Genomic DNA, 23,505 nt, shown 5'->3' with positions numbered 1-23,505 from the left:
CGATACTAGGGCTGACACGCAGAGTGTTTGCAAACGAGGAGGAGTCCATATACGGACATTACAATCTAGCCGCTACACACGCAAAACTGCGCTAATTTATCTTATGTAAACTCAAAGATTAGACACAGCAACCACGACCCCAACATCACCCCATTTCCTCCGCCCGCCCCAAAAGAAACGCCTGCTCCCGAGCATTCCTGGTCAACGCAGCCGCACGCGCGAACTCCTCGCGCGCTTCATCTTTGCGTCCCAACTTCGCCAGTAAATCCGCACGCACACTCGGCAACCAGGGATAAGTCCTGAGCGCTGGCTCGTTACGCAAATCATCAACGATATCGAGCGCAGCCTGCGGCCCATAAGCCATGCTCACCGCGACCGCGCGATTCAGCTCGACCACCGGCGTGGACGCCGTTTGCATGAGCGCGTCGTATAACGCGACGATCATCAGCCAGTCAGTCGCGTCGGCGCTCGGTGCGCGCGCGTGACACGCGGCAAGCGCCGCCTGTAGCGCATACACGCCGCGCGCGCCGCCCAAGGTCTCCGAGCGCTGCAAGGCCGTCAGCCCGCGACGAATCAAAAGCGGGTCCCAGCGGCTGCGGTCCTGATCGGGCAGCAAAATCGGCCGTCCTTGGGCATCGACACGCGCCTTCGTGCGCGACGCCTGAATCTCCATCAACGCGACGAGGCCGTGAACTTCGCTCTCCGTGGGCATCAGCTCGGCGAGAATGCGTCCGAGACGCAGTGCGTCTTCACAGAGCGCGGGGCGCATCCAGTCGTCGCCGGCGGTCGCTGAATAACCTTCGTTGAAAATCAAATAGATGACTTCGAGCACCGACGCAAGCCGCGCCGCCCGCGCGTCCGCCTGCGGCACCTCGAACGGCACGCGCGCCGCCGTCAGCGTGCGCTTCGCGCGCACGATCCGCTGCGCGATGGTCGGCTCCGGCACCAGAAACGCGCGCGCGATTTCATCGGTCGTCAAGCCGCCGAGCAGGCGCAAGGTCAGCGCGGCGCGGGCATCGACGGAAAGAACGGGATGACACGCCGTGAAAATCAGCCGAAGAAGGTCGTCGCCGATGTCGTCTTCGCGGGCCGCGTCGAGGGCATCGACGAAATCGGGCGTGATGTGCATCTCCTGGGCGTCGAGATCGCGGCCCAGTTCCTCGTGCTTGCGCGCGTGCAGCGTGTGCTGCCGCAGCCGGTCGAGCGCCTTGTTCTTCGCTGTCGTCATGAGCCACGCTCCCGGCTTGTCCGGCACGCCCGCATCGGTCCAATGCTCGAGCGCCGCGACGAACGCGTCCTGCGCGAGTTCCTCGGCAAGCGCGACGTCGCGCACCACGCGGGCCACGCTCGCAATCACTTTCGCCGATTCCATTCGCCAGACCGCGTCGATAGTCTTGCGCGTCGCGATCGACTGCGCCGCCCGCCCGGCGTCCGAACGCTCGCTCACGCCGCTTCCGGATTCATATGCACGAGTTCCCAGATGTGACCGTCCAGATCCTCGAAGCCGTGGCCATACATGAAGCCGTGATCCTGCGGTTCGCGCGGCGCCCGCCCGCCCGCTTTCAACGCCTTCGCGACGAGCTCGTCCACTTCCGCCCTGCTCTCGCACGAAAGACACACGAGCGTTTCGGTGGCCTCGTGCGCATCGACGATCGCCTTTGCGGTGAAGGTCTGGAAGAACTTCTCGACGAGCAGCATCGCGAAGATGTTTTCGCCGATAACGAGGCACGCGGCGTCGTCATTGGTAAAAGCCGGGTTGAACGAGAGGCCGAGTTCCTTGAAGAAGGTCATCGAGCGCTTCAGATCGCGCACGGGCAAGTTGACGAAAATCTGTTGATGCATGGCGTAAGGCTCCGACGCGAATGGAAAGACGAGCGAAATTGCCGGCTTCATTGGGACGACGTTCGACGCGCCCGCCGATCGACAGGAAATCACCCGGGAGCAGCGAAACTCGCCTCAGAGATAGCACGGCCCGACTTTGCGGACCTCGATCGTGCACCACGCGGCCGCCGGGCACGTTGCGGCAATTTCAACTGCTTCGGCGTGCGTTTCGCAATCGAGCAGGAAAAATCCGCCGATCATTTCTTTTGCCTCGGCGAACGGTCCGTCGATGATTCTCGCGTCATCCGCCGATGCCCGCGAAACCCGCGACGCATCCTTGAGCGAAGTCAGCGACTCGCATGCGCGCAAAACGCCACGCGCTTTCAGGCCGTCGGCGAACTCTCCCATCTGCCGATACGCCTCGCGCCCCTCTTCTGGCGTGCGTTGGCTGCGTTGCTCCACGGGCTCGATCACAAGTAGCAGATAAGCCACATCCACCTCCACGAAAAGTTTTTTAGCGTCGCTCAAGTTAAACCGTCGTGGCGCTATCGGCAAGGCTGGCGTGGGTTTGCCATGCGAATTCAAGCAAAAATCTATCCTCATACGTAACATTTTGTTACTCAGTATTACTCAACGCCATTCAATCCATCGAGTAGTATTTGCTTCCGACGAGTCGGAAATGTCTTAGAAATGAGCAATAGTTACCTTGCATCGATTTCTTCTCATCATTAGTTCCAGCAGACCACCCGCTTTTCGTCACCCTTCTATCTCGCGATATCGAGCGATATAGCAAACGTTTGCGCGTTCAACCGTTCGTGTAGCAAAAGCGGGATGCGTGCATGTCGAAGCCGGTTGGATGGCGTATCAGAACCCAGCCCGCCTGTCGAAAACCAGATGCTTTTTGCATCGCTGGGCGTAATCGAAATGAACGCCTGGTTTTATCTGCGCTTATGCGTTTTGAATCGATGACTAAAAGTCCTTTCCTGCTTTCGACGCTCGTTCTCGCTCTTGCCGGTTGCGGCGGCAGCGACGGCGGTTCTACCGCCTCCACGAGCGCGGCTAGCGCCGGCCCCGCCGGCGTGGCAAACGCCTCCGCCGCCTCCGGCTCCGAAGCCGATGCCACCGAACAAGCGGTTGCCAAGGCTGCCTCGAATTTGCGTCTGACGTGTGCTTCGCCGGCGGTGTCGTCGGCATCGGCCGGCAACGGCAAAATCACCGTCGATACCCCCGGAGGCGACGGTTCGCGCATGTTCGCGATCAACGCCAAGTTCAAGGTCGCCGTCACCACGCGCGCCGGCAGCGCCGATACGCTCAAGTGGACTATCGCCGATGCGCTCGGCAAGACGGTCGCGAGCGGCAGTTTCGCGGTGCCTTCCGTTGCAACGACCACTACCCTCACCTGCTCGTCCACGCTCGCCGGCTACTTTGCCGTGTCCGCGACGCTCGCCAATGGCGGCGGCCAGGTGCAAACCTCGGGCACGCGTCCGAATGGCTTCGCGAGCTTCGGCGTGACGCCGGATCTGAGCGGCACGATTCCGGCCGTGACCTACACGAAGCAGGAACAACATCGCTTCGGCATGCAAGGCTTCAACGACAACGGCGTCATGCTGTCGGCGCTCGGCATCTCCTCGACTATCGACGATCGTCAGATGTCGGTGATGGAACCGAACGGCCGCAACACCTTCAACCCAAGCGCGAACAACCTCGATCCGTTCTACACGTCGGGCAAGGTCATGCGTCTCGTGCGGCTCGACGGCATTCCCGGCTGGGCAAGCGGTCACGGCCTGAGCCCGGACTACGGCTATGCGCCGGCCGATCTCGGCTACTTCTCGAACTACCTGTCGCGCGTCGGTCAGGAAACGGAGGCGATTCGCCAGAAGTACTATCCGACGATGTCGTCGAACTACTATCAGGTGACGTGGGAGCCGTACATCCTGTGGAAAGACACGGATGCCAACTTCGTCGCGCTCTACAAGGCCGCGTATCAGGGCCTGCATGCGAAAGATCCGCACGCGGTCGTGATGGGCCCGGCCGAGCCGTTCCCGTCGCTGACGACGGATCGCCTCAAGCGCCTCGCGCCCTTGGGTTACGCGCAATATATCGACGGCATCGCGACGCACGGTTATTACGATGCGGGCACGTCGCCCTCGCATCCGCCGGAGCGTCATCACACGGACCCGGACCCCGCCGATGCCGCGAATTCGCTGCTCAACGAGATGCGCAACCTGCGCGCGGAGATGGCGAAGGAATACAAGCCGAACATGAAGCTGTTCGTGACGGAAACGGGTATCAGCTATGACATCGGTTCGAGCTATGGCCCGAACTATCCGTCGCCGAACATTCTGTACGCACAGGGCGCGGTGGTGGCGCGTACGCATATCATCATGCTCGGCGAAGGCGCGGATCAAACCTATGTCTTCTTCGGCCCGGACTTCCCGGGCGAACCTGGCTACGGCACGTTCTTCGACCTCGACAATCCGCAAGCGGCATTCGGCACGACGAACATCAGCCCGAAGCCGGCCGCGATGCAAGTCGCCACGATGACCCGCGTGCTCGACGGCACGGTGACGCTCGGTCCGGTCAAGAACCTGCCGGCCGGCGTGTACGCCTATCAATTCCAGCAGCTTGGCAGCGGCAAGATCATCACCGCGTTGTGGACGCATAACAATGCAGTGTGGCCCGCGGCCGACGGCACCTTTAGTTCGAGCTACAACACCTCGTACAAGCTGCAGGTAGGTGTGCCGGGCACGGCGGGCACGGTGGCGTTGATCGATCCGATGGGCAACGTGTCGAGCGCACCGTACAACAACGGCGGCATCACGCTCACGCTAACCGAGTCGCCGCGTTATATCGTGTCGACGCTGGCGGACATCGCGAAGAACAATACGACGAAGCCGCTGGGTTATAGCGGCAACTAAGCGCGATCGAGATACTCGAACGAAGAGAACCCGTACCGTGGCAACGCGGTCCGGGTTTTTTATCGCTTTGAAAATCCTGTCTCGATATTGACAGCGCGCCTGGTTCCAACTGATACTCCATTCCATGCACGCAGACCTCGTCCTCGCCATCGCCGCGATTAAAAACCCAATGAACGCCATTAAGCATGGCGGGTCATCGGGAGAACGTGTGCGCTAGCAGCCAAGGCTCAAGCAGACAAGTTGGTTCCGAAGGCCCCGCCGAAAGACGGGGCCTTTTGTTTGATGCGTGCTGGCCTTCCGTCTTCGGCTTACAACATGGAGAGCGAGATGGAAGAAGGTTCGGAAGTGCTACAACGCGGCGTGTTGCACGGCGTGGCAGCGGGCAAGCTGGATGCGAGCGGCGCACGCGTGGTGGTGTATGTCGAAGTCGCGCCGCATCAGACGGTGTCGTGGCGTCTTGCACGCGATGCCGACTTGCGTATCGCCGATGCATCCGTGTGGCTCACGCGTCATCAGGATTCCTACGATTACTGGATGAAGCCCGGCGATATCGTGCGCCTGAAGCGCGGCGAACGCGTGTGGTTGTCGTCGGAGAGCGAGCACGCGGTCGAGGTATCGCTGACGTCGTATCGCAAGAATAAGGCGCGCACTTGGGCGCGGATTCTCGCGCGCTTCATGCCGCGCGCCGCGAACGCGACCAGCTTCTGAGCGTGCGCTCAAGACGGGCGCTCAAGGCAGGCATTCAAGGCAAGACACAGCGAAAGTTCGCCGCGACATTGATGCTGCCCTTACCCAGGTAACGCGGATAGCCGGGGTAACGGCAGATCGGCCGCGTGCGTCCGTTGGTGGCCGGCGCAATGTCGCTGCCGATGAGCGTCTCGGGCGCCGTGCCATTCGTGACCCACTCGTCGAGCGCGCCCAGTTCGTCCCATGCGGGAATGAACACGCCGTTGCCATGCTGAAAACCCGGCACCATGTAAAGCCGCATGAAGGAATCGACGCTGTCTTGGCCGTACTTGTCGATGAGCCCGTTGAAGAACGCGATGGTCTGGTTCGGGCTGATGACTTCGTCGGAGAGTCCGTGCATTGCAATCAGCTTGCCGCCGTGCGCGATGAATGCCGCGAAGTCCGGGTTCATCGCGCCGACCGTGTAGGCGAGCGTGATGAGCCGTTGCTTGTAGCGCGCGGGATCGTTCAGGTCGAAATTGAGCGAGTTGAACGAGAGATCGCGCGTGACGAAGTGGCGGATATACGCGTCGCCTTGCGCGAAGAGATAGCCATTGGCGCCGAAGGTTGGCGGCGAAAGCAGCGTGGGTGAATCGCCGAGACCGAGCGTGCCGGAGAAATCGACGCCCTGAAACACGTTGTAGCCCGGATAAGTATCGACGTTATACGCGAGCGGATACGGCAGCTTCAGGCCATCGCGCAGGAGTTCGAGCGTCTCGATCTGCGCGTCGGAAAGACAACTGTCGCGCAGTGAAGGCCGCTGCCCGTTCGCGCAGCGCAACGACGCGATAATCTGCGGCTCGAGCTTCCGGCAAGCTTCCACATTGCCGACGATGCCATCGGCCGCGCCGTCGAGCTTGTCGCATTCATGCACGACCGTTTCGAACAACCGCCGCTGCTGCGCGAGGCCGACGAATCCGCCCGGCTTGGCATAGGACGCCTGCCCGACTTTCACGCCCATCAGCCGCACGCCCGAGAAGTTGATAGCCGGCGCATTGGCGATCACGCCGTCGTAATCGTTCGGAAAGCGTTCGATGACCGTGAAGCCTTCGCGTCCGCCGGTCGAGCCGCCCGCGAAGTACGTCTTCTCGGGCGAACGTCCATAGCCCATCTGGATGAGCGCGAGCGCGACATCGCGGGTCTTCTTGAGATGCGCGAAGCCGAAGTTGACGATGGCTTCGTCGTTCACGGCGAAGTCCGCGCGCCCCGCGTTGCCCGAGTGCCCCGAGTCGGAACCGAAGGTCGCATAGCCGCGCGCGAGCGGCGTCGAGTCGGGCGCGAAAGGCATGGGTTCGGTGCCGGAGACGAGCGTGCCGTTATAGCCGCCGCCGCCCATCTGCAACGCGCGGCCGTTCCATCGGCTTGGCAGATTCACTTCGAAGCGGATGTCGGGCGTGTTGTCCTGGATCGCCCGGATGATGCCCGTGACGCGGCAATACTCGCCGTTGCGATTACCCGGCGCGGCGGCCTTCGTCACCGACGCGCTCTCGATCAGCGCGCCGCGCGTCGGCAGACCGATGATCGATGCGGGCACCGTCTTGCCACCGAGGTCTTCGCAATGCTTCGTGAGATACGTGGCGGCATGCGCGCCCGCAAACGGCAAGACGAGCGCCAAGAAGACGAGCAACTGCCGCCATGTCCTCATGGACAGGCCCGCGAGACAGCTAGATGAAAGACAGCAAAGACGTGACACGAGATGGGTTGGCCGCTTCGAACGCCGCTCAATATATAAGAAGCGATCGGCGAAGGCCAATCGCACCGGCTGCACGTTGTTGCGGCACAACCGCCGCACATCTCGCGCCTGCCCTCTTTCGCTTCTGGTCGAAGCGTTCATTCGCCGTCCCATTCGCCGCGCAGGTCGCTGCTTTCGAGCAACTGAAGCAGGGTCTCGGCGGGCCGGCTCAGATGTTTCGCGCCGAACGCGATGAACTCCACCTCCGGCAATCCCGGCAACGCTTCGCGATTCACAGGCGGCGCGAGTCCGCGTCCCGCCAGAAAATGCGAACGCACCGTGAGCCCGAGTCCGCCGCGCGCCGCCGCGATGCAGCCCGCATGGCTGCTGCTCGTGCAGACGGTTTGCCAGCTCGCGCCGGCCATGGCGAGCGCATCGAGTACCACAGCGCGCGTCACGCTCGGCTCGGCGACCAAGATGAGCGGCAAGGGCTGAGTCGTATCGACGATGGTGCCTGGCTTTGCAAGCCACTCCAGTCGGCCGCTGAACAGCCGCGTGCCGCGCGCATCGCCGATACGGCGCTTGCCGACGGCAAGATCGAGTTCGCCAGCATCGACGAGTTGATACAGCCGTCCCGTCATGCCAATCGTGATCTCCAGTTCGACATCCGGATGCGTGTCGCGAAAGGCGGCAAGCACGCTCGGCAGCGGCCCGAGCGCCAGATCGTCCGATGAACCGAGCCGCACGCGTCCGCGCAGCCGCGGCGAACTGAACTGCGATTGCGCATGCGCCATCGCTTCGAGAATCACGCGGGCGTGAACGAGCATGGCTTCTCCGTCGGCCGTGAGCGCGAGAGAATGGGTATCGCGCACGAGGAGCCTTCGTCCGACGCTTTCTTCGAGGCGTCGAATGTGCTCGGAGACGCTCGACTGGCGCAGACCGAGCTGACGGCCGGCGTCGGTAAAGCTGTGCGACGTGGCCACGGTCGCGAAGGTTGTCAGCCAGACGGGATTCAGCATGCGGCATTGTGATCGGAAATCACGATCACAGTCAATGCGGTTAGCGGTCTTCCCGATAGCGCGCGGAGTCATTAACATTTCACAATGCGCGCTGACGGGCTTTTCACTGGCCTTTCATCAGGCTTTCGCGGCGCGCCGCATCCTGCCACCTCGCCCCTCAAATGAACAAACTGTCATCGCACACGGCTCTACTCTGGATCGTCGCCGTGGGCTTCTTCATGCAGGCGCTGGACACGACCATCGTCAATACGGCGCTGCCGTCCATCGCCCGCGATCTGCACGCGGCGCCGCTCGCGATGCAGTCCATCGTCGTTGCCTACACGCTCACGATGGCGCTTTTCACGCCCGCTTCGGGCTGGCTCGCCGACCGCTTCGGCACGCGGCGCGTGTACTTCGTGGCGATCACGTTGTTCGTGATCGGCTCGCTTGCCTGCGCGAGCGCCCACACGCTCGATCAACTCGTCATGGCGCGCGTGCTGCAAGGCATCGGCGGGTCGATGTTGCTGCCAATCGGCCGCCTTGCCATTCTTCGCACGATGACGGGCGAAGCCTACGTGTCCGCGCTCGCGATGATTTCGGTTGCCGGACAGGTCGGCCCTATTCTCGGTCCGACGCTCGGCGGCTGGTTCGTTCAGTCGTTCACGTGGCACTGGATCTTTCTGATCAACGTGCCGATCGGCGCGGTCGGCCTTTATGCCGTGCGGCGCTTTCTTCCCGACGACGCCATCAGGAACGCGCCGCCTTTCGATTTCGTCGGTTGCGGGCTCTTGTCCCTGTGCATGGTGGCGTTTTCGTTGGCGCTGGATAGTCCGGTGCAAACGCATCGCGGGCTCGTGTCGGCGGCGCTATTCGTCGTGGCCGCCGTCTCGGCCTTCGCGTATATCCCGTATGCGCGCAGAAAGCGCAATCCGCTCTTTCATCTCGCGCTCTTTCGCGAGCCGAACTTCAGCGTCGGGCTGATCGGCAATCTGGTTTGCCGGATCGGGTCGAGCGCGGTGCCGTTCTTGTTGCCGCTTCTCATGCAGCTCGAACTCGGTTACAGCCCGCTGCATTCCGGCTTGATGATGCTGCCTATCGCGTTCGCGGGCACCTTGTCGAAGCGCTGGATCGCGGGGCTCGTCAAGCGCTACGGCTACGACAATTTTCTGCTGGTGAATACGGCGCTGGTGGGCGCGTCGATCATCGGCTTTGCGTTGTTTTCGCCGTCGCTGCCGCTCGTCGTGGAGATCGCCATTCTCGCGCTCTTCGGCGCCTGCAATTCGATGCAGTTCGCGGCGATGAACAGCGTCACGCTCAAGGGCCTTTCCATCAAGGATGCGGGCAGCGGCAACAGCCTCTTCTCGATGGTGCAGATGCTTGCGATCGGGCTTGGCGTGTCGATCGGCGGGTCGCTCGTGCAGGTGTTCGAGCATCAGTTCGGCTCGGGCGCGATCGGTTTCAGACTGAGCTTCCTGTGCATGGGCGTGGTGACGTTGCTATCGGGTCTCGTGTTCAGACGGCTCGACAACGCGCCGCGCGCCGCCGCGCCCGCGTCTGCCGCGCGCTGATAGCGGCGTGCGCCCGGGTAGCCCCGAGCGCGCGGCACGCATAAAGACTATCCTGTCGATCGCTATTCAACCTCGGGAGCGCAATCGTGCAATATCGCAAATTCGGCAGCATCGGTCTCACCGTCTCGCGTCTCACCCTCGGCACGATGACCTTCGGTTTGCAGACGGAGGAAGACGCGTCGTTCGCCATCATGGATCGCGCGGCCGAGGCGGGCGTCAATTTCATCGACACCGCCAACGTTTATCCGCTTGGCGCGACGAACGACCTCGCGGGCCGCACCGAGGAAATCGTCGGACGCTGGTTGAAGGGCCGGCGGCATCAATACATTCTCGCCACCAAGGCCGTGCACGCGATGGGGCCGCTTACATGGGATCAGGGCGCATCGCGCAAGCATCTGCTCGATGCAATCGATGCGTCGTTGAAGCGTCTTGGCACCGACTACGTCGATCTCTATCAACTGCATAACGACGATCGCGACACGCCGCTCGACGAGATGCTCGAAGCGCTCGATATCATCGTGAAAAGCGGCAAGGCACGCTATGTCGGGGTATCGAATTTTCTGGCGTACAGGCTCGCACGTGCGCTAGGTCGCGCCGATGTACTGCGCACCGCCCGCTTCGTTTCCGTTCAGCCGCGTTATAACCTGCTGTTTCGCCAGATCGAGCGTGAACTGCTGCCGCTGACGGTGGAAGAAGGGCTCGCCGTGATCCCGTATAACCCGCTTGCGGGTGGCTTGCTGACGGGCAAGCACAAGCACGACGCCGCGCCTTCGGACGGACGCTTTACCGCGACGGTCGGCAAAGCGGGAGAAATGTATCAGCAGCGCTACTGGCATGAGCGCGAGTTCCAGACCATCGAAAAGCTGAAAGATGTGGCGCAGGAAAGCGGCCGGTCGCTTGCGAGCACATCGCTTGCATGGGTGCTGGCGAATCCGGCGGTGACCTCGGCGATCATCGGTGCAAGCCGCGTCGAACAGCTGGACGAGACGCTCGCGACAGTGGATCAGCCGATCGATGCCGAGCTCAAGGCGAAGCTTGACGATCTGACGGTGGAGTACCGATGGGGTGACGCGTTGCGTTGATCACCCTCGCCCCGGCCGCGCCCGATACAAGCCTTCGAGCGAATAAATCGCCAACGCCGCCCAGATCGCGCCATAGCCGATCAGACGGTCATGCCCGAACGTCTCCTGATAAATCACCACGCCGATGAGCAACTGCAGCGTCGGCGTGATGTACTGAATCAGGCCGAGCATCGACAAGGGAATGCGCCGCGCGCCGGCCGCGAACAGCAGCAACGGCACGGCGGTGATCGGCCCGGCCGCCGCGAGAAGCACCTCGATGCCCACGGACGCATCCAGGAAACCGCTATGTCCGTTCGCGCCGAGCACGAATAAATAAAGCAGCGCGACAGGACACAGCAACATGGTTTCGAGCGTGAGCCCTTCGAGCGCGCCGAGCTTCGCCGTCTTGCGCAACAACCCGTAGCCGCCGAAAGTCAACGCGAGCGCGAGACTGATCCAGGGCGGCGCGCCGTTCACCCAGGTGAGCCACAGCACGCCGAGCGCGGCGATGACAACGGAGAACCACTGCATCGGCCGCAACCGCTCGTGCAGGAAGGCCATTCCGAACAGCACGTTGACGAGCGGATTGATGAAGTAGCCAAGACTTGCCTCGACGATTCGCGCGTCGTTTACCGCCCAGATGTAAATGCCCCAGTTCGTCGATAGCAACACGGCGCTCGCCGCGAAGCGCGCAAGCAGACGTTTGTCGCGCAGCACCGGGCCGAGCCAGCGCCACTGACGCCGCACCGTCAGGACGATGAAGAGGAAGATCAGCGACCAGGCCATGCGGTGCGCAAGCATCTCTAGCGCGCTAATCGAATGCAACGCCTTGAAGTAGATCGGAAACAGGCCCCAAAGCGCGAAGGCCGCGAATGCGTAGACGACACCAGGATTCATTGTTGGATACATAAAGCGCACCGTGGCACGCACGTGGAACGCGCATTGCTTTTGCATCCGGCTCGATTGAGACCGGACGCGGTCCGCAAGGAATGAAAGCCGGATTTTAGTCGAGTGCGGTGTCAATGGTGGAACGCTGACCGAACCGCCGGTCGAAACAGCGCTCCAACGCAGTGCATAAATGACGTCGGCAGCCGCGTGCTAGCATGCGCGAACTCGAGCGGCGCTGCCCGCTCCCCTTCCGCTTAACCGGTCCCAATGAATAATCAGTCCGTCCATCAAAGCTTCTTTCATATCCTGTTGTTCGTCGTCACGCTCGCGCTTGCTTGGGTGCTGCTGCCCTTCTTCGGCGCGATCTTCTGGGGCGCGATTCTCGCTATCCTCTTCCAGCCAATGCAGCGGTGGCTCACCGTGCGCTTCGGCAAGCGGCGCAACCTCGCGGCGCTGACGACGTTGGCCGCGGCGATTCTCATCGTCATCATCCCGTTGGCCGTGGTGGCCGTGACGCTCGTGCAGGAAATCGCGCTTGTCTACGCGCGCATCAAGAGCGGCGACCTGAATTTCGGAGTGTACTTTCAGCACGTGCTGCATGCGCTGCCGACTTCGGTGCAGCAGATGCTCGGGCGCTACGGTCTCGACGATATCCCTGGCATCCAGCGTCGACTCATGGAAGGCGCGGCGCAGATCAGCCAGTTCGCGGCGGCGCAGGCGTTGTCCATTGGCCAGAACACATTCCAGTTCGTCGTGAGCTTCGGCGTCATGCTGTATCTGGTGTTTTTCCTGCTGCGCGATGGCGGCGAGATAGGCCGGCGCATCCGTCGCGCCTTGCCGCTCGATCCGGCGCCGAAGCAGCATCTGATCGCGAAGTTCACGACCGTCGTGCGTGCGACGGTCAAGGGCAACATCGCGGTCGCCGCCGCGCAGGGTTTGCTGGGCGGGCTCATCTTCTGGATTCTCGGCATCAACGGCTCGCTCTTGTGGGGCGTGCTGATGGCGTTTCTCTCGCTCCTGCCCGCGGTCGGCGCGGCGCTGGTCTGGGCGCCCGCGGCGATCTACTTCTTCGCGACCGGCCAGATCTGGCAAGGGCTCGTGCTGGTTGGATTTTGCGTGGTCGTGATCGGTCTCGTGGATAACGTCCTGCGCCCGATTCTCGTCGGCAAGGACACGAAGATGCCTGACTGGGTCGTGCTCATTTCGACGCTCGGCGGCATGGCGCTCTTCGGCATCAACGGCTTCGTGATCGGGCCGCTGGTTGCGGCGCTCTTCATGGCAAGCTGGGACATCTTCACGCAAGACGAGGAAGGCAAGGAAATCTGAAGCCTGCTTCGGACAAGAAAAAAACGGCTCCGCGAGGAGCCGTTTTTCTTTAAAGCTACCGATCAGCGCGCGTGATTCGGCGGCGTGTACCGACAGTCGAAGCGCTTTCTCACCGTGCCATTTTCATCGACGCTCTCCAGATAAACGTCGAACTGCCACAAGCGCGCCATGTGCTTGAGCACTTCGTCGCTGTCGTTCGACAGATGCCGGTTGTCCGTCATGAAGTGGCGCAGCGTGAGACTGCGGTCGCCGCGCGTGTTCACCGAATAGACCTGAATGTTCGGCTCGCGATGATGTATGTCGTATTGGCGCGACAACGCCTGCCGCACATAGCGATAACCGCTGCCGTCGTGAATGGCCGAGACTTCGAGCGAATCGCGCATGTCGTCGTCGAGAATCGAGAACAGGCGCATTTCCCGGATCAGATGCGGCGACAAATACTGCGCGATAAAGCTCTCGTCCTTGAAGTTGCGCATGGCGTAGTGCAGCGATTCGAGCCAGTCGCTGCCCGCGAGTTCGGGGAACCACTCGCGATCTTCATCCGTCGGGTTTTCGCAAATGCGGCGAATGTCGCTCATCATCGAAAAGCCGAGCGCGTACGGATTGATGCCGCTGTAATACGGCTTCGTCACAGGCGGCTGATACACCACGTTGCTGTGTGAATGCAGGAACTCCATCATGAAGCCGTCTTCGAGCCGGCCTTCGTTATAGAGCGTGTTGAGCAGCGTGTAGTGCCAGAACGTGGCCCAGCCTTCGTTCATCACCTGCGTCTGCCGCTGCGGATAAAAATACTGCCCGACCTTGCGCACGATACGAATGACTTCGCGCTCCCACGGTTCGAGCAGCGGCGCGTTCTTTTCCGCGAAGTACAGCAAGTTTTCCTGCGGCTCCGGCGGATAACGGCTTTCGATTTCCTCGGCGGACTGTGCCTTGCGATTCGGCAAGGTGCGCCAGAGTTCGTTGACTTGCGACTGCAGATATTGCTCGCGTTCACGCCGCATCGCGGCTTCCTTCGCAAGCGAAAGTTTCTGCGGGCGCTTGTAGCGATCGACGCCGTAATTCATCAGCGCATGGCAGGAATCGAGCAGTTCCTCGACGCGATCCAGCCCGAAGCGCTCCTCGCATTCGGCGATGTAATTCTTCGCATAAACGAGATAGTCGATGATCGCGTGCGCGTCGGTCCACAGCCGAAAGAGGTAATTGCCCTTGAAGAAGGAGTTGTGCCCATAGGCCGCGTGCGCGATGACGAGCGCCTGCATCGTCATCGTGTTCTCTTCCATGAGGTACGCAATGCATGGGTTCGAATTGATGACGATCTCATACGCGAGACCCATCTGCCCGCGCCGATAGCTCTTCTCGGTCGACAAGAAGTGCTTGCCGAAGGACCAGTGCCGATAATTCACCGGCATGCCGACGGAGGCATAAGCATCCATCATCTGTTCGGCGCTGATGATTTCGAGCTGAATGGGATAGACGTCGAGCCCGTATCGGTTGGCGACGCGCGATATCTCGGCGTCATATTCCTCGATCATCTCGACGGTCCAGTCGGACGGGCACGGCAGCGGCCGCTTTTCTGCAACATTCATCCTGCCTTCCTTGTGCGTCTCCTCGGACGCCTTGTCTTCGACTACTTCCTTGTCTGCTTCCTTCCCTTCTTCCAGTTCCAACGTCGATGCAACCGCACGATCGTCCGTGCCATCCGGTTGAGCCTTCCGCGCTTCCTTCTGCACATTCTGTTTCGTCATGCAGCCGCCTGTTGCTTTTCGAAGAGTTCGCGGAACACGGGGTAGATGTCCGCGGCGGAGTCCACCTTCTTCATGGCCAGTTCAGGCGCGCCGAGCGCAAGTTGCGCATATTCCACCCACAGATTTTGCTCTTCTGGCGCAACTTGAATATAGGCGAAATAACGTACCTTCGGCAGGATGTCGTCCGAAAGGAGCTTGCGGCACTTGGGGGAATCGTCGGTCCAGTTGTCGCCGTCCGATGCTTGCGCGCCGTAAATGTTCCATTCAGTCGGCGAATAACGCTCGTCCATGATCTTCTTCATGAGTTCGAGCGCGCTCGACACCACGGTGCCGCCGCTTTCGGTCGAATGGAAGAAAGTGTCTTCGTCCACTTCCTCGGCTCGCGTGTGATGGCGGATGAACACCACTTCGATTTTCTCGTAGTTCCGCTGCAGGAACAGGTAAAGGAGAATGAAGAAGCGCTTGGACAAGTCCTTGCGCTGCTCGTCCATGGAGCCGGAAACGTCCATCAGACAGAACATGACCGCCTTGCTCGACGGCGTGGGCTGCTTGACGCGATTCACATATCGCAGATCGAATGGGTCGATAAACGGGATACGCGTGATCCGGCCCTGCAGGATCACGATGTCCACTTCCAACCGCGCGATGTCTTCGGGATCGGCGTTATCGTTCTTGAGTGCTTCGAGCTGACGTTCCATCTCGCGCAGTTGCGCGGTGAGCGGCATGCCGAGCGCGATACGCCGCCCGAGCGCGCTCCTCAGCGAACGCACCACGTCGATGTTGTTTGGCGTACCTTCCGCCGCCCAGCCCGCACGCACGTTCTTCCACGTGGGCACCGCGAGCAGTTGCGTCTTCACGAGACGCGGCAGTTCGAGATCGTCGAAGAAGTACTGCATGAATTCTTCGCGCGACAGTTCGAACACGAAGTCGTCCTGGCCCTCGCCTTCGTTGCTCGCGCTTTTGCCGCCGCCGCCCGAACCGCCTTGCGGACGCGGAATCTTGTCGCCGCGAATATAGTCGGCGTTGCCCGGATGAACATACTCGCGCTTGCCGCCCGGTCCATGACGGAACGAGGGCTCGGCGATATCCTTCTTGGGGATGGTGATGCTCTGAGTGCTCTGAATATCCTTGATGCTGCGATCGCGCACCGCGTCCGAAACCGCGCGGCGAATGTAGTTCTTGACGCGTCGCAGAAAGCGCTCGCGATTGGCGATGCTCTTGTTCTTACCAGCTAACCTGCGGTCGATGATCTGGTGCAGCACATTCAGTCTCCCGCGTTGATGGCGAGGATGCGAGGCGCTGCGCGAGCCTTGGGCCTGCCGCGAAGGGCATGCCAGCGTCTCTCTCTCGCAAAGTGCCCGCTTTGCCGCTCAGGAAGTCACACCTTGCGGCGCAAACTTCGGTCCCGAGCGGCGCGGACCTACATTACAGCATGCCGCGTCCTGCTTACGACGACTTGCGCACGCGCAGATACCAGTCGCAGAGCAGCCGGACCTGCTTCGGCGTATAGCCCTTCGCGACCATGCGATTGACGAAGTCTTCATGCTTGCGTTGCTCTTCGGCCGAACCTTTCGCATTGAACGAAATGACCGGCAGAAGTTCTTCGGTGTTCGAGAACATTTTCTTCTCGATCACCACCCGCAGCTTCTCATAACTGATCCACGCCGGGTTCTTGCCGCCATTGGCCGCCCGCGCACGCAATACGAAGTTCACGATCTCGTTGCGGAAATCCTTCGGATTGCTGATGCCTGCCGGCTTTTCGATCTTTTCCAGTTCCGCATTGAGCGAGGCACGGTCGAAACTTTCACCGGTATCGTGATCGCGGAACTCCTGGTCCTGAATCCAGAAGTCGGCATACGTCACGTAACGGTCGAAGATGTTCTGTCCATACTCCGAATACGATTCCAGATAAGCAGTCTGAATTTCCTTGCCGATGAATTCGGCGTAGCGCGAAGCCAGCACGTCCTTGATGAACGACAGATACTTCTGCTCCGTCTCCGGCGGAAACTGCTCGCGCTCGATCTGCTGTTCAAGCACGTACATGAGATGCACCGGATTCGCCGCGACTTCCGACGAGTCGAAGTTGAAGACGCGCGACAAGATCTTGAACGCGAAGCGCGTGGACACGCCTGTCATGCCTTCGTCCACACCGGCAAAGTCGCGGTACTCCTGATACGACTTCGCCTTCGGGTCCGTGTCCTTGAGGTTCTCGCCGTCGTACACCTGCATCTTCGAAAAGAGGCTGGAGTTTTCAGGTTCAGCCAAACGCGTGAGCACGGCCATCTGCGCCATCATCTTGAGCGTGCCTGGCGCGCATACCGCCTCGGCCAGCGACGAGTTGCGCAGAAGCTTTTCGTAGATCTTGACCTCTTCGCCGTAGCGCAGGCAATACGGCACCTTCACGACGAAAATACGATCGAGCAGTGCCTCGTTGTTCTTGTTGTTGCGGAACGCCTTCCATTCCGACTCGTTCGAGTGAGCGAGAATCACGCCGTCGAAAGGGATCGCGCCGAAGCCTTCCGTGCCCTTGAAGTTGCCTTCCTGCGTAGCCGTCAACAACGGGTGCAACACCTTGATCGGCGCCTTGAACATTTCGACGAATTCGAGCATGCCCTGATTGGCGAGGCACAGGCCACCAGAATAGCTGTATGCGTCCGCGTCGTCTTGCGAATAGGTTTCGAGCTTGCGGATATCCACCTTGCCGACGAGCGAGGAGATGTCCTGATTGTTCTCGTCGCCAGGCTCGGTCTTGGCAATGCCGATCTGACGAAGAATGGAAGGATAGCGACGCACCACGCGGAACTTGCGGATGTCGCCGTTGTACTCGTGCAGGCGCTTCACGGCCCACGGAGACAAAATGCTCTTGAGATAGCGGCGCGGAATGCCGTATTGCTCCTCAAGCACGGGACCATCTTCGTCGTAATCGAAGAGGCCAAGCGGTGATTCGTTGACGGGCGAGCCCTTGATCGAATAGAACGGGACGCGCTCGGCAAGCTGCTTCAAACGTTCGGCGATCGACGACTTGCCGCCGCCCACCGGACCCAGCAGATACAGGATCTGCTTCTTCTCTTCCAGACCCTGCGCCGCGTGCCGGAAATACGACACGACGTTCTCGATCACTTCCTCCATTCCGTAGAACTCACGGAATGCCGGATACACCTTGATGACCTTGTTCGCAAACACACGCGAAAGCCGCGGGTCGAGTCTCGTGTCGACGAACTCGGGTTCCCCGATGGCCGTCAACATACGTTCGCCCGCTGTTGCATATGTGGCAGGATCTTCCTTGCAGAGCGCGAGATACTCTTCGAGCGAGAATTCCTCCTCGCGGGTTTTTTCGAAGCGGGTCGCGAAACTGCTGTAGATATCCATGCTACCTCCTCGCCGAAGTCAGAAAGCTATGCCGTGCGCAACGCGCGTAATCGAAACGACATCGCTTGAATTCATCCTAAACCCTTTCGAATTTTTTTTCACGCACTTGCGAAGCTATCCATCTGAGAAGAAGTGCTAGCTACACGAATTATTTTCGGTGCCCTACAATCCTCATCCCAATCTCCTCTTTTGCACATGGTCTTGCGCGGCGTTCTCGCCGCCTGTACGCATGACCGCGCTTCTGTCACTCTCACCCTGCCTTCATCCGCCAGCATCGTTGGGCGCCGCACGCTGTTGTTTCCATCTCATGACTCATACGTGCGCGCATGCATGTCAGATGCAATAACGCGGGTTACGCGGCTGTCGTGACAATAACCGCGCGTGGTGTGTGGACTCTATGAACGCGTGGTGCGACGTGACATGAAGCGTCAGGTAAGAACGAGTTCGAGCTCGCCGATGCGGTCGATCGCGCCATGCACCATCGCGGGACCTTCCACGCGATAAGCGCCCGTATAAGAACCCGTGGTGATGGTCCAGAACGGTTCGACCGTCAGTCCCATGCGCGAACAATGATTGACGAGCCACGGCAGCAAGACGCGGGGATCGCCCGCTGGATTGCCTTGCGCGGCCGGAGCAATCGGCAGGCCATCGAGCGTCAATTCGATACGCGGCGACAAGAAGTCGAAGCCCGCCGATACGACCTCATAAGGCTCCATGCCGCTCACGATGAGCGCGCCGTTGTTCTGCGAATCGGCAAGTTGCGCGAGTGGGTCGACGTTGGGCCATTGCGCGAGGCGGCTATCGACGATTTCGAGTGCGACGGCCATGCCGCCCAGTGCGTCGAGGACTTCGGCGTGGCTGTAAGGGTCGCTACGCGGCGGCAGCGGGTAGGCAAAGCGAAACGCTATTTCGAGTTCCACCAGTACGTGAAAAAACGAGTCGAACGCGAGCCGCGCAGGCGATACATGCACGAGGTCTGCATCGATGGGTGCGCCTGCGGCGAGGGCATCGGGCGCGCGGGCGCCGATCTTCCATGCGCCGATGCGCGCGTTTGCCGCACGCAGCGTCTCGTGCTGAATGGCATAGGCCGTGGGCGCGTCTACGGGAATGTCGCGCGGCGCAAGCGTCTCGATGCTCCGATGCTGCCGGCGCGCTTCCACGAGCTGTGCGGCGAGTGTCGATCCGGTCATGTCGATGGTCCTCGTATGCAAGATGATGCGGTGGCATCAGTGTACGGGGACGCGCTCGATGATGGCGACAGGTGCGTCTTGCGCTCGCACCTCCGGCTTTAGACTTGGCGCCGCCATGCGCGCGACGGCGAAGTTCCGTTACCGCAGCGGGCTCAAAACGTCTCCCAATCCCCGCTTGCAGCCGCCGCTGCAACCGCCGGCGTGGCAGCCGGCTTTGCTGCCTGCGAAGGCTTGACGGGGACGGGGCGCTTGCTTGCCGCCACCGCCGCTGGCTTGCGCGCAACGCGCCGGGCGGCGCTCACCGAAGCCGAAGCCAAAGGCGCATCCGCGCTGAAACCCTCATTCACCTGAAACACCGCAACCGCCTGACGCAAGCGTCCCGCCTGATCTTCCAGCGATTGCGCCGCTGCCGCCGCTTCCTCGACGAGCGCGGCATTCTGCTGCGTCACTTCGTCCATCTGCGTGACCGCGAGCGACACCTGGTCGATACCACTCGACTGCTCCTCCGACGCCGCCGCGATCTCGCCCATGATGTCGGTCACGCGCTGCACCGCGCCGATGATCTCGTTCATCGTGCGGCCCGCTTCATCGACGAGCGTGGTGCCCGACTGCACGCGCGCCACCGAGGTATCGATCAACTCCTTGATTTCCTTTGCCGCCGCCGACGAACGCTGTGCAAGCGAGCGCACTTCGCCCGCGACCACCGCGAAGCCGCGCCCTTCCTCGCCCGCGCGGGCCGCTTCCACGGCTGCGTTGAGCGCGAGAATGTTGGTCTGGAACGCAATGCCCTCGATGATCGTGATGATGTCCGCGATCTTCGACGAACTGCGGTTGATCTCGCCCATGGTATCGACGACCTGCATGACGACCGTGTTGCCCTTGCCCGCGATCTCCGACGCGTTGGCCGCGAGCGCGCTTGCCTGACGCGCATTGTCGGCGTTCTGACGGACCGTGCCGGTCAGCTCTTCCATGCTCGACGCGGTTTCCTGCAACGCGGATGCTTGTTCCTCGGTACGCGACGACAAATCGGTATTGCCAGCGGCGATCTGCTGCGTGGCCGACGCGATCGATTCGCTGCCCGAGCGCACGGTGCGAACCGTCGTCAGAAGGCTTGCGCGCATCTTGGCGAGTCCTTCGAGCAATTGCCCCATTTCGTCGCGCGAAGTGACCACGACTTCACGACGCAGGTCGCCCGCGGCAATCGCCTCGAAATGGCCGAGCGCGGCTTCGAGCGGGCGCGCGATGGCGCGTCGGAGCGAAACCCACGCGAACGCCGCCGCGGCCAGCCCGAGCGCGATGGCAGACATCGCGACCGCGCGGAACCACAGAAACTGGCTCTGCGCGTCTTCGTAGCTCTTGTGCGAGGACTCGGACAGAAACTTGCGCAGCGTTTCGTTGGCGTTGGCGTAATCGTTGTAGATCGCCTGCATCGACTTGGCGGAAGCGATGATCGCGTCGTGGTCATTGGCGGCAACGGCCTTGAGGCCCTTGTCGAGCTCACGCTGCAGTTCGAGACGTTTGGCCTGCGCCGCTTCCGCGAGGCGCGCTTCGCCGGGCTCTTGCGGCAGCGCCGTGTATTGCTTCCAGAAGCCATCGGCGCGCTCGCGCATGAGGCGTGAACGCTCGATGGTCGCCGCGACTTCCGCCGTGCCCGCGAGCAGCGCGCCGCGATCGAACACGAGCCGTTCGCGCATGGCGTACATCTCGGTGTTGCCGACGGCGATGGCGCTCGGCATCTGATTCGAGTAGGTATCGAGAAACGCGGTGTTCGAGTGATTCATGCCGCTGAGGCCGAGCGCCCCGATGGCGATCAGCAGCGCGCCGAGAAACGCCATCGAGATGCCGATGCGCGCCTTGATGGTCAAAGCCTTGTTCATGTGTCGTCCCATGCCGCTCGTCAATGCGGTCGTAGCCAGGTGAGGGCCGGCGCGCGCGGAGAGTCGCCGCCACCGATTCGCGTAGCGGCGCTTCTGCGCTCGCTCACTAAGTAAACGGCGCGAAAGGGACTGGCTTGAGGATATTTATTTCATCAGACGAAAAGAACGGCGCAAGCTACGCGCCGGTTTTCAGTGAAAACTGAACACTTATGCGGAAATTTCGCTGCGATGCGGAATCGAAGGCTGCGCGCCCTCACGCGTGACCGCAAGCGCGGCGGCGCGCTGGCCGAAACCAATGGCGTCGAGCACCGCCGAGCCGCGCGCGAGTTCCGCGGCAAATCCGCCGATGAAGGTATCGCCCGCCGCGGTGGTATCGACAGCCTGCACTTTCGGCGAAGGCAAGTGCTGGCCGCCGTCGTCGCCGTTACCGTCTGATTCGAGCAGCGCGAAGACGCCCTGCCCACCGAGCGTCACGATCACGTTGCGCGCGCCTTTTTGCCGGAGCGCGTGCGCGGCGCGGCGCGCATCGTCGGGTGTGGAAATGGCAATGCCCGACAGCGTCGCGGCTTCGAGTTCGTTCGGAATCAGATAATCGACGAGGCCGAACCAATCGGCCGGCAACTCGTTCGCGGCGGGCGCGGGGTTGAGGATGGTCGTGCGCTGCAGGCGCCGGCCGGCGGCAAGCGCCGCGCGCACCGTATCCGGCGGCGTTTCCAGCTGGCAAACGATTACGTCGGCGCGCGCAAGAAGCGCCTCTTGAGACGCGATGCTCTCGGGCGTCACCTGCGCGTTGCTGCCCGCCACGACCACGATGGCGTTCTGGCTCGCATCGTCGACGATGATGAGCGCGACACCTGTTGGCGCGTCGGTGCTGAGAGCCACCGTGGCGCAGTCGATGCCTTCCGCCTCGAGACTCGTCTTGAGCGTCGCACCGTTGCTGTCGTCGCCGACGCAGCCGATCATCGCGACCTCCGCGCCCAGACGCGCGGCCGCCACCGCCTGATTACCGCCCTTGCCGCCCGGCACTTGCGCGAACGCGTGGCCTGCGAGCGTCTCGCCGGGTTTCGGCAGACGCGGCGCGCGTGCGACCAGATCCATGTTCAGACTGCCGACCACGGTGACGCGGCCTTGCTTGGCTATTGACTTGTCGCTCATTACGCTCCTTGTGTTGCTTCCAACTTCTATCCGGCGCGTCGCGCCTCGTGCACGACCGCCGTCGATTCGCGCCGCACGAGACGCGGTGCCACGACGCGCCGCCGCGTATTGCCCGCGAGCTTGCCGGTGATCCGCTCGATCAGCGTTTGCGCGGCCATTTCGCCGAGCGCGCGCACCGACTGTCCGACGGTAGAGAGCGCGGGATACGTGTACCGCGAGAGTTCGACATCGTCGAAACCGATGATCGAGCAATCCGTCGGCACGTTGATATGGCGTTCCGCGGCCGCCCGCAATGCACCGATGCCCATCATGTCGTTGCACGCGAAAATGGCCGTCGGCTTCATCGAGTCGAACAGTTGCGATGCTGCCGCGTAACCGCCCGTCGCCGAGAAATCGCTCTGCACGATCGCGTTCGGCTCGATCTCGATACCGCGTTCGGCCATCGCGCGAATGAAGCCATGCAGACGCATAGCGCTCACCGCCGTCGCGACCGGCCCGGTAATGCAGCCGATCTCCGAATGCCCGAGTTGCAGCAGATGCCGCGTGGCGAGATACGCGCCCTTCTCGTGGTCGATCTGCACGAGATCGGCCGTGACGCCTTCGATATTCCGGTCGACGATCACGAGCGGTTCGCGCGATCCGGAAAGACTGTGCGCGAGCACCGAATCCTCCCCCGCCGATGCAATGACCAGCCCGTCGATGCGCTTTTCCTGCAGCACGCGCAGGTAGTGGCGCTGCTTCGCGGGATCGTCGTCCGAATTGCAGAAGAATACGCAATAGCCGTTCTTCGCGCAGCCGTCCTCGACGCCGCGCGCGAGTTCCGCGAAATAAGGGTTCGTCGCGTTCGGCACCAAGAGGCCGATGGTCGCGGTGGACTTCGCCTTCAGCGAACGCGCGACGGCCGAGGGCACGTAATCGAGTTCACGAATTGCCCGTTCTACCTTCGCCCTGACATCGGCCGATACCGGCCTCGAATTGTTGACCACATGGGACACCGTCGTAAACGACACCCCGGCAATGGCTGCCACGTCTTTTATCGTCGCCATACATCGTCCTTCGCTATCTTTGTGCTGCTGCTCTCTTATTTGAAATAGGCGTTCGGTGCGCACTGGCCTCGCGTGCGCTTTTTGGTTTCGCTGTTCCCGTCAGCTACGGCGTAATGCTGCCGCTTCCCCGATCGCCCTGGTCTTT

18 protein-coding genes are annotated in these 23,505 nt (G+C 61.6%); 5 read left to right on the top strand and 13 right to left on the bottom strand.

Going from position 1 to position 23,505, the window contains the following annotated elements; genetic code table 11:
• Positions 1 to 145 precede the first annotated feature (145 nt).
• The 3 genes from NCT04_RS08150 to NCT04_RS08140 all read right to left on the bottom strand — a co-directional run bounded on the left by NCT04_RS08150 (position 146) and on the right by NCT04_RS08140 (position 2,313).
• The gene (locus NCT04_RS08150; RefSeq protein WP_250464903.1) at positions 146 to 1,372 is read right to left on the bottom strand and encodes an RNA polymerase sigma factor; all 1,227 of its coding nucleotides are present in this window, start codon (positions 1,370 to 1,372) and stop codon (positions 146 to 148) included.
• A gap of 71 nt (positions 1,373 to 1,443) precedes the next feature.
• A complete protein-coding gene (locus NCT04_RS08145) occupies positions 1,444 to 1,842 on the bottom strand; it encodes a VOC family protein (protein ID WP_250464886.1) in 399 nt (132 codons plus the stop codon).
• Positions 1,843 to 1,956: 114 nt separating this feature from the next.
• Positions 1,957 to 2,313, bottom strand: coding sequence for a YciI family protein (locus NCT04_RS08140; protein WP_250464900.1), 357 nt, complete (start codon positions 2,311 to 2,313; stop codon positions 1,957 to 1,959).
• Positions 2,314 to 2,786: 473 nt separating this feature from the next.
• Here NCT04_RS08140 and NCT04_RS08135 point away from each other — a divergent pair, with 473 nt between their 5' ends.
• Together NCT04_RS08135 and NCT04_RS08130 are read left to right on the top strand one after the other, a co-directional pair.
• Positions 2,787 to 4,739 carry a hypothetical protein gene (locus NCT04_RS08135; RefSeq protein WP_250464884.1) on the top strand — a complete coding sequence of 651 codons (1,953 nt, stop codon included), beginning with the start codon at positions 2,787 to 2,789 and terminating at the stop codon, positions 4,737 to 4,739.
• 327 nt (positions 4,740 to 5,066) lie between these two features.
• Entirely contained in the window at positions 5,067 to 5,447 is a 381-nt protein-coding gene (locus NCT04_RS08130) for a DUF2917 domain-containing protein (RefSeq protein WP_250464882.1), read from the top strand.
• A gap of 34 nt (positions 5,448 to 5,481) precedes the next feature.
• Here the strand turns inward: NCT04_RS08130 and NCT04_RS08125 are convergent, their stop codons facing one another.
• Together NCT04_RS08125 and NCT04_RS08120 are read right to left on the bottom strand one after the other, a co-directional pair.
• Positions 5,482 to 7,110: a tannase/feruloyl esterase family alpha/beta hydrolase gene (locus NCT04_RS08125; protein WP_502800659.1), complete on the bottom strand. Its 1,629-nt coding sequence runs from the start codon at positions 7,108 to 7,110 to the stop codon at positions 5,482 to 5,484.
• Positions 7,111 to 7,295: 185 nt separating this feature from the next.
• On the bottom strand, positions 7,296 to 8,156 hold the full coding sequence (locus NCT04_RS08120; RefSeq protein ID WP_244827873.1) for a LysR family transcriptional regulator: 861 nt from the start codon (positions 8,154 to 8,156) through the stop codon (positions 7,296 to 7,298).
• 116 nt (positions 8,157 to 8,272) lie between these two features.
• Here NCT04_RS08120 and NCT04_RS08115 point away from each other — a divergent pair, with 116 nt between their 5' ends.
• Positions 8,273 to 9,703, top strand: a complete 1,431-nt coding sequence (locus NCT04_RS08115; protein WP_350030005.1) for a DHA2 family efflux MFS transporter permease subunit — start codon at positions 8,273 to 8,275, stop codon at positions 9,701 to 9,703.
• 86 nt (positions 9,704 to 9,789) lie between these two features.
• Positions 9,790 to 10,785, top strand: coding sequence for an aldo/keto reductase (locus NCT04_RS08110; RefSeq protein WP_250464876.1), 996 nt, complete (start codon positions 9,790 to 9,792; stop codon positions 10,783 to 10,785).
• Here the strand turns inward: NCT04_RS08110 and rarD are convergent, their stop codons facing one another.
• Positions 10,786 to 11,661 (bottom strand): EamA family transporter RarD, encoded by an 876-nt coding sequence (gene rarD / locus NCT04_RS08105; protein WP_250464898.1) that lies wholly within the window; start codon positions 11,659 to 11,661, stop codon positions 10,786 to 10,788.
• Positions 11,662 to 11,919: 258 nt separating this feature from the next.
• On the opposite strand from rarD, the gene NCT04_RS08100 reads away from it, so the two are divergent.
• A complete protein-coding gene (locus tag NCT04_RS08100) occupies positions 11,920 to 12,978 on the top strand; it encodes an AI-2E family transporter (RefSeq protein WP_244827876.1) in 1,059 nt (352 codons plus the stop codon).
• 62 nt (positions 12,979 to 13,040) lie between these two features.
• Here the strand turns inward: NCT04_RS08100 and NCT04_RS08095 are convergent, their stop codons facing one another.
• From NCT04_RS08095 to NCT04_RS08065, 7 genes are all read right to left on the bottom strand, one after another.
• Positions 13,041 to 14,564 (bottom strand): SpoVR family protein, encoded by a 1,524-nt coding sequence (locus NCT04_RS08095; RefSeq protein WP_250492406.1) that lies wholly within the window; start codon positions 14,562 to 14,564, stop codon positions 13,041 to 13,043.
• Positions 14,565 to 14,719: 155 nt separating this feature from the next.
• A complete protein-coding gene (locus NCT04_RS08090; protein ID WP_250464872.1) occupies positions 14,720 to 15,985 on the bottom strand; it encodes a YeaH/YhbH family protein in 1,266 nt (421 codons plus the stop codon).
• 184 nt (positions 15,986 to 16,169) lie between these two features.
• Complete coding sequence (locus NCT04_RS08085; RefSeq protein ID WP_244827879.1) at positions 16,170 to 18,092, bottom strand: PrkA family serine protein kinase; 1,923 nt, start codon at positions 18,090 to 18,092, stop codon at positions 16,170 to 16,172.
• 428 nt (positions 18,093 to 18,520) lie between these two features.
• Entirely contained in the window at positions 18,521 to 19,282 is a 762-nt protein-coding gene (locus tag NCT04_RS08080) for a hydratase (RefSeq protein WP_250464869.1), read from the bottom strand.
• A gap of 152 nt (positions 19,283 to 19,434) precedes the next feature.
• Entirely contained in the window at positions 19,435 to 21,159 is a 1,725-nt protein-coding gene (locus tag NCT04_RS08075; RefSeq protein ID WP_250464867.1) for a methyl-accepting chemotaxis protein, read from the bottom strand.
• 207 nt (positions 21,160 to 21,366) lie between these two features.
• On the bottom strand, positions 21,367 to 22,314 hold the full coding sequence (rbsK, locus tag NCT04_RS08070) for a ribokinase (protein ID WP_250464865.1): 948 nt from the start codon (positions 22,312 to 22,314) through the stop codon (positions 21,367 to 21,369).
• A 26-nt stretch (positions 22,315 to 22,340) separates the two neighbouring features.
• Positions 22,341 to 23,360 carry a LacI family DNA-binding transcriptional regulator gene (locus NCT04_RS08065; protein WP_244827883.1) on the bottom strand — a complete coding sequence of 340 codons (1,020 nt, stop codon included), beginning with the start codon at positions 23,358 to 23,360 and terminating at the stop codon, positions 22,341 to 22,343.
• Positions 23,361 to 23,505 lie beyond the last annotated feature (145 nt).

Origin of the sequence: Caballeronia sp. GAFFF2 (assembly GCF_023631485.1) — a bacterium.
Taxonomy (GTDB): Bacteria; Pseudomonadota; Gammaproteobacteria; order Burkholderiales; family Burkholderiaceae; genus Caballeronia.
Note: the sequence above shows the minus strand (reverse complement) of the source record. Positions and strands in the feature narration are given on the sequence as shown.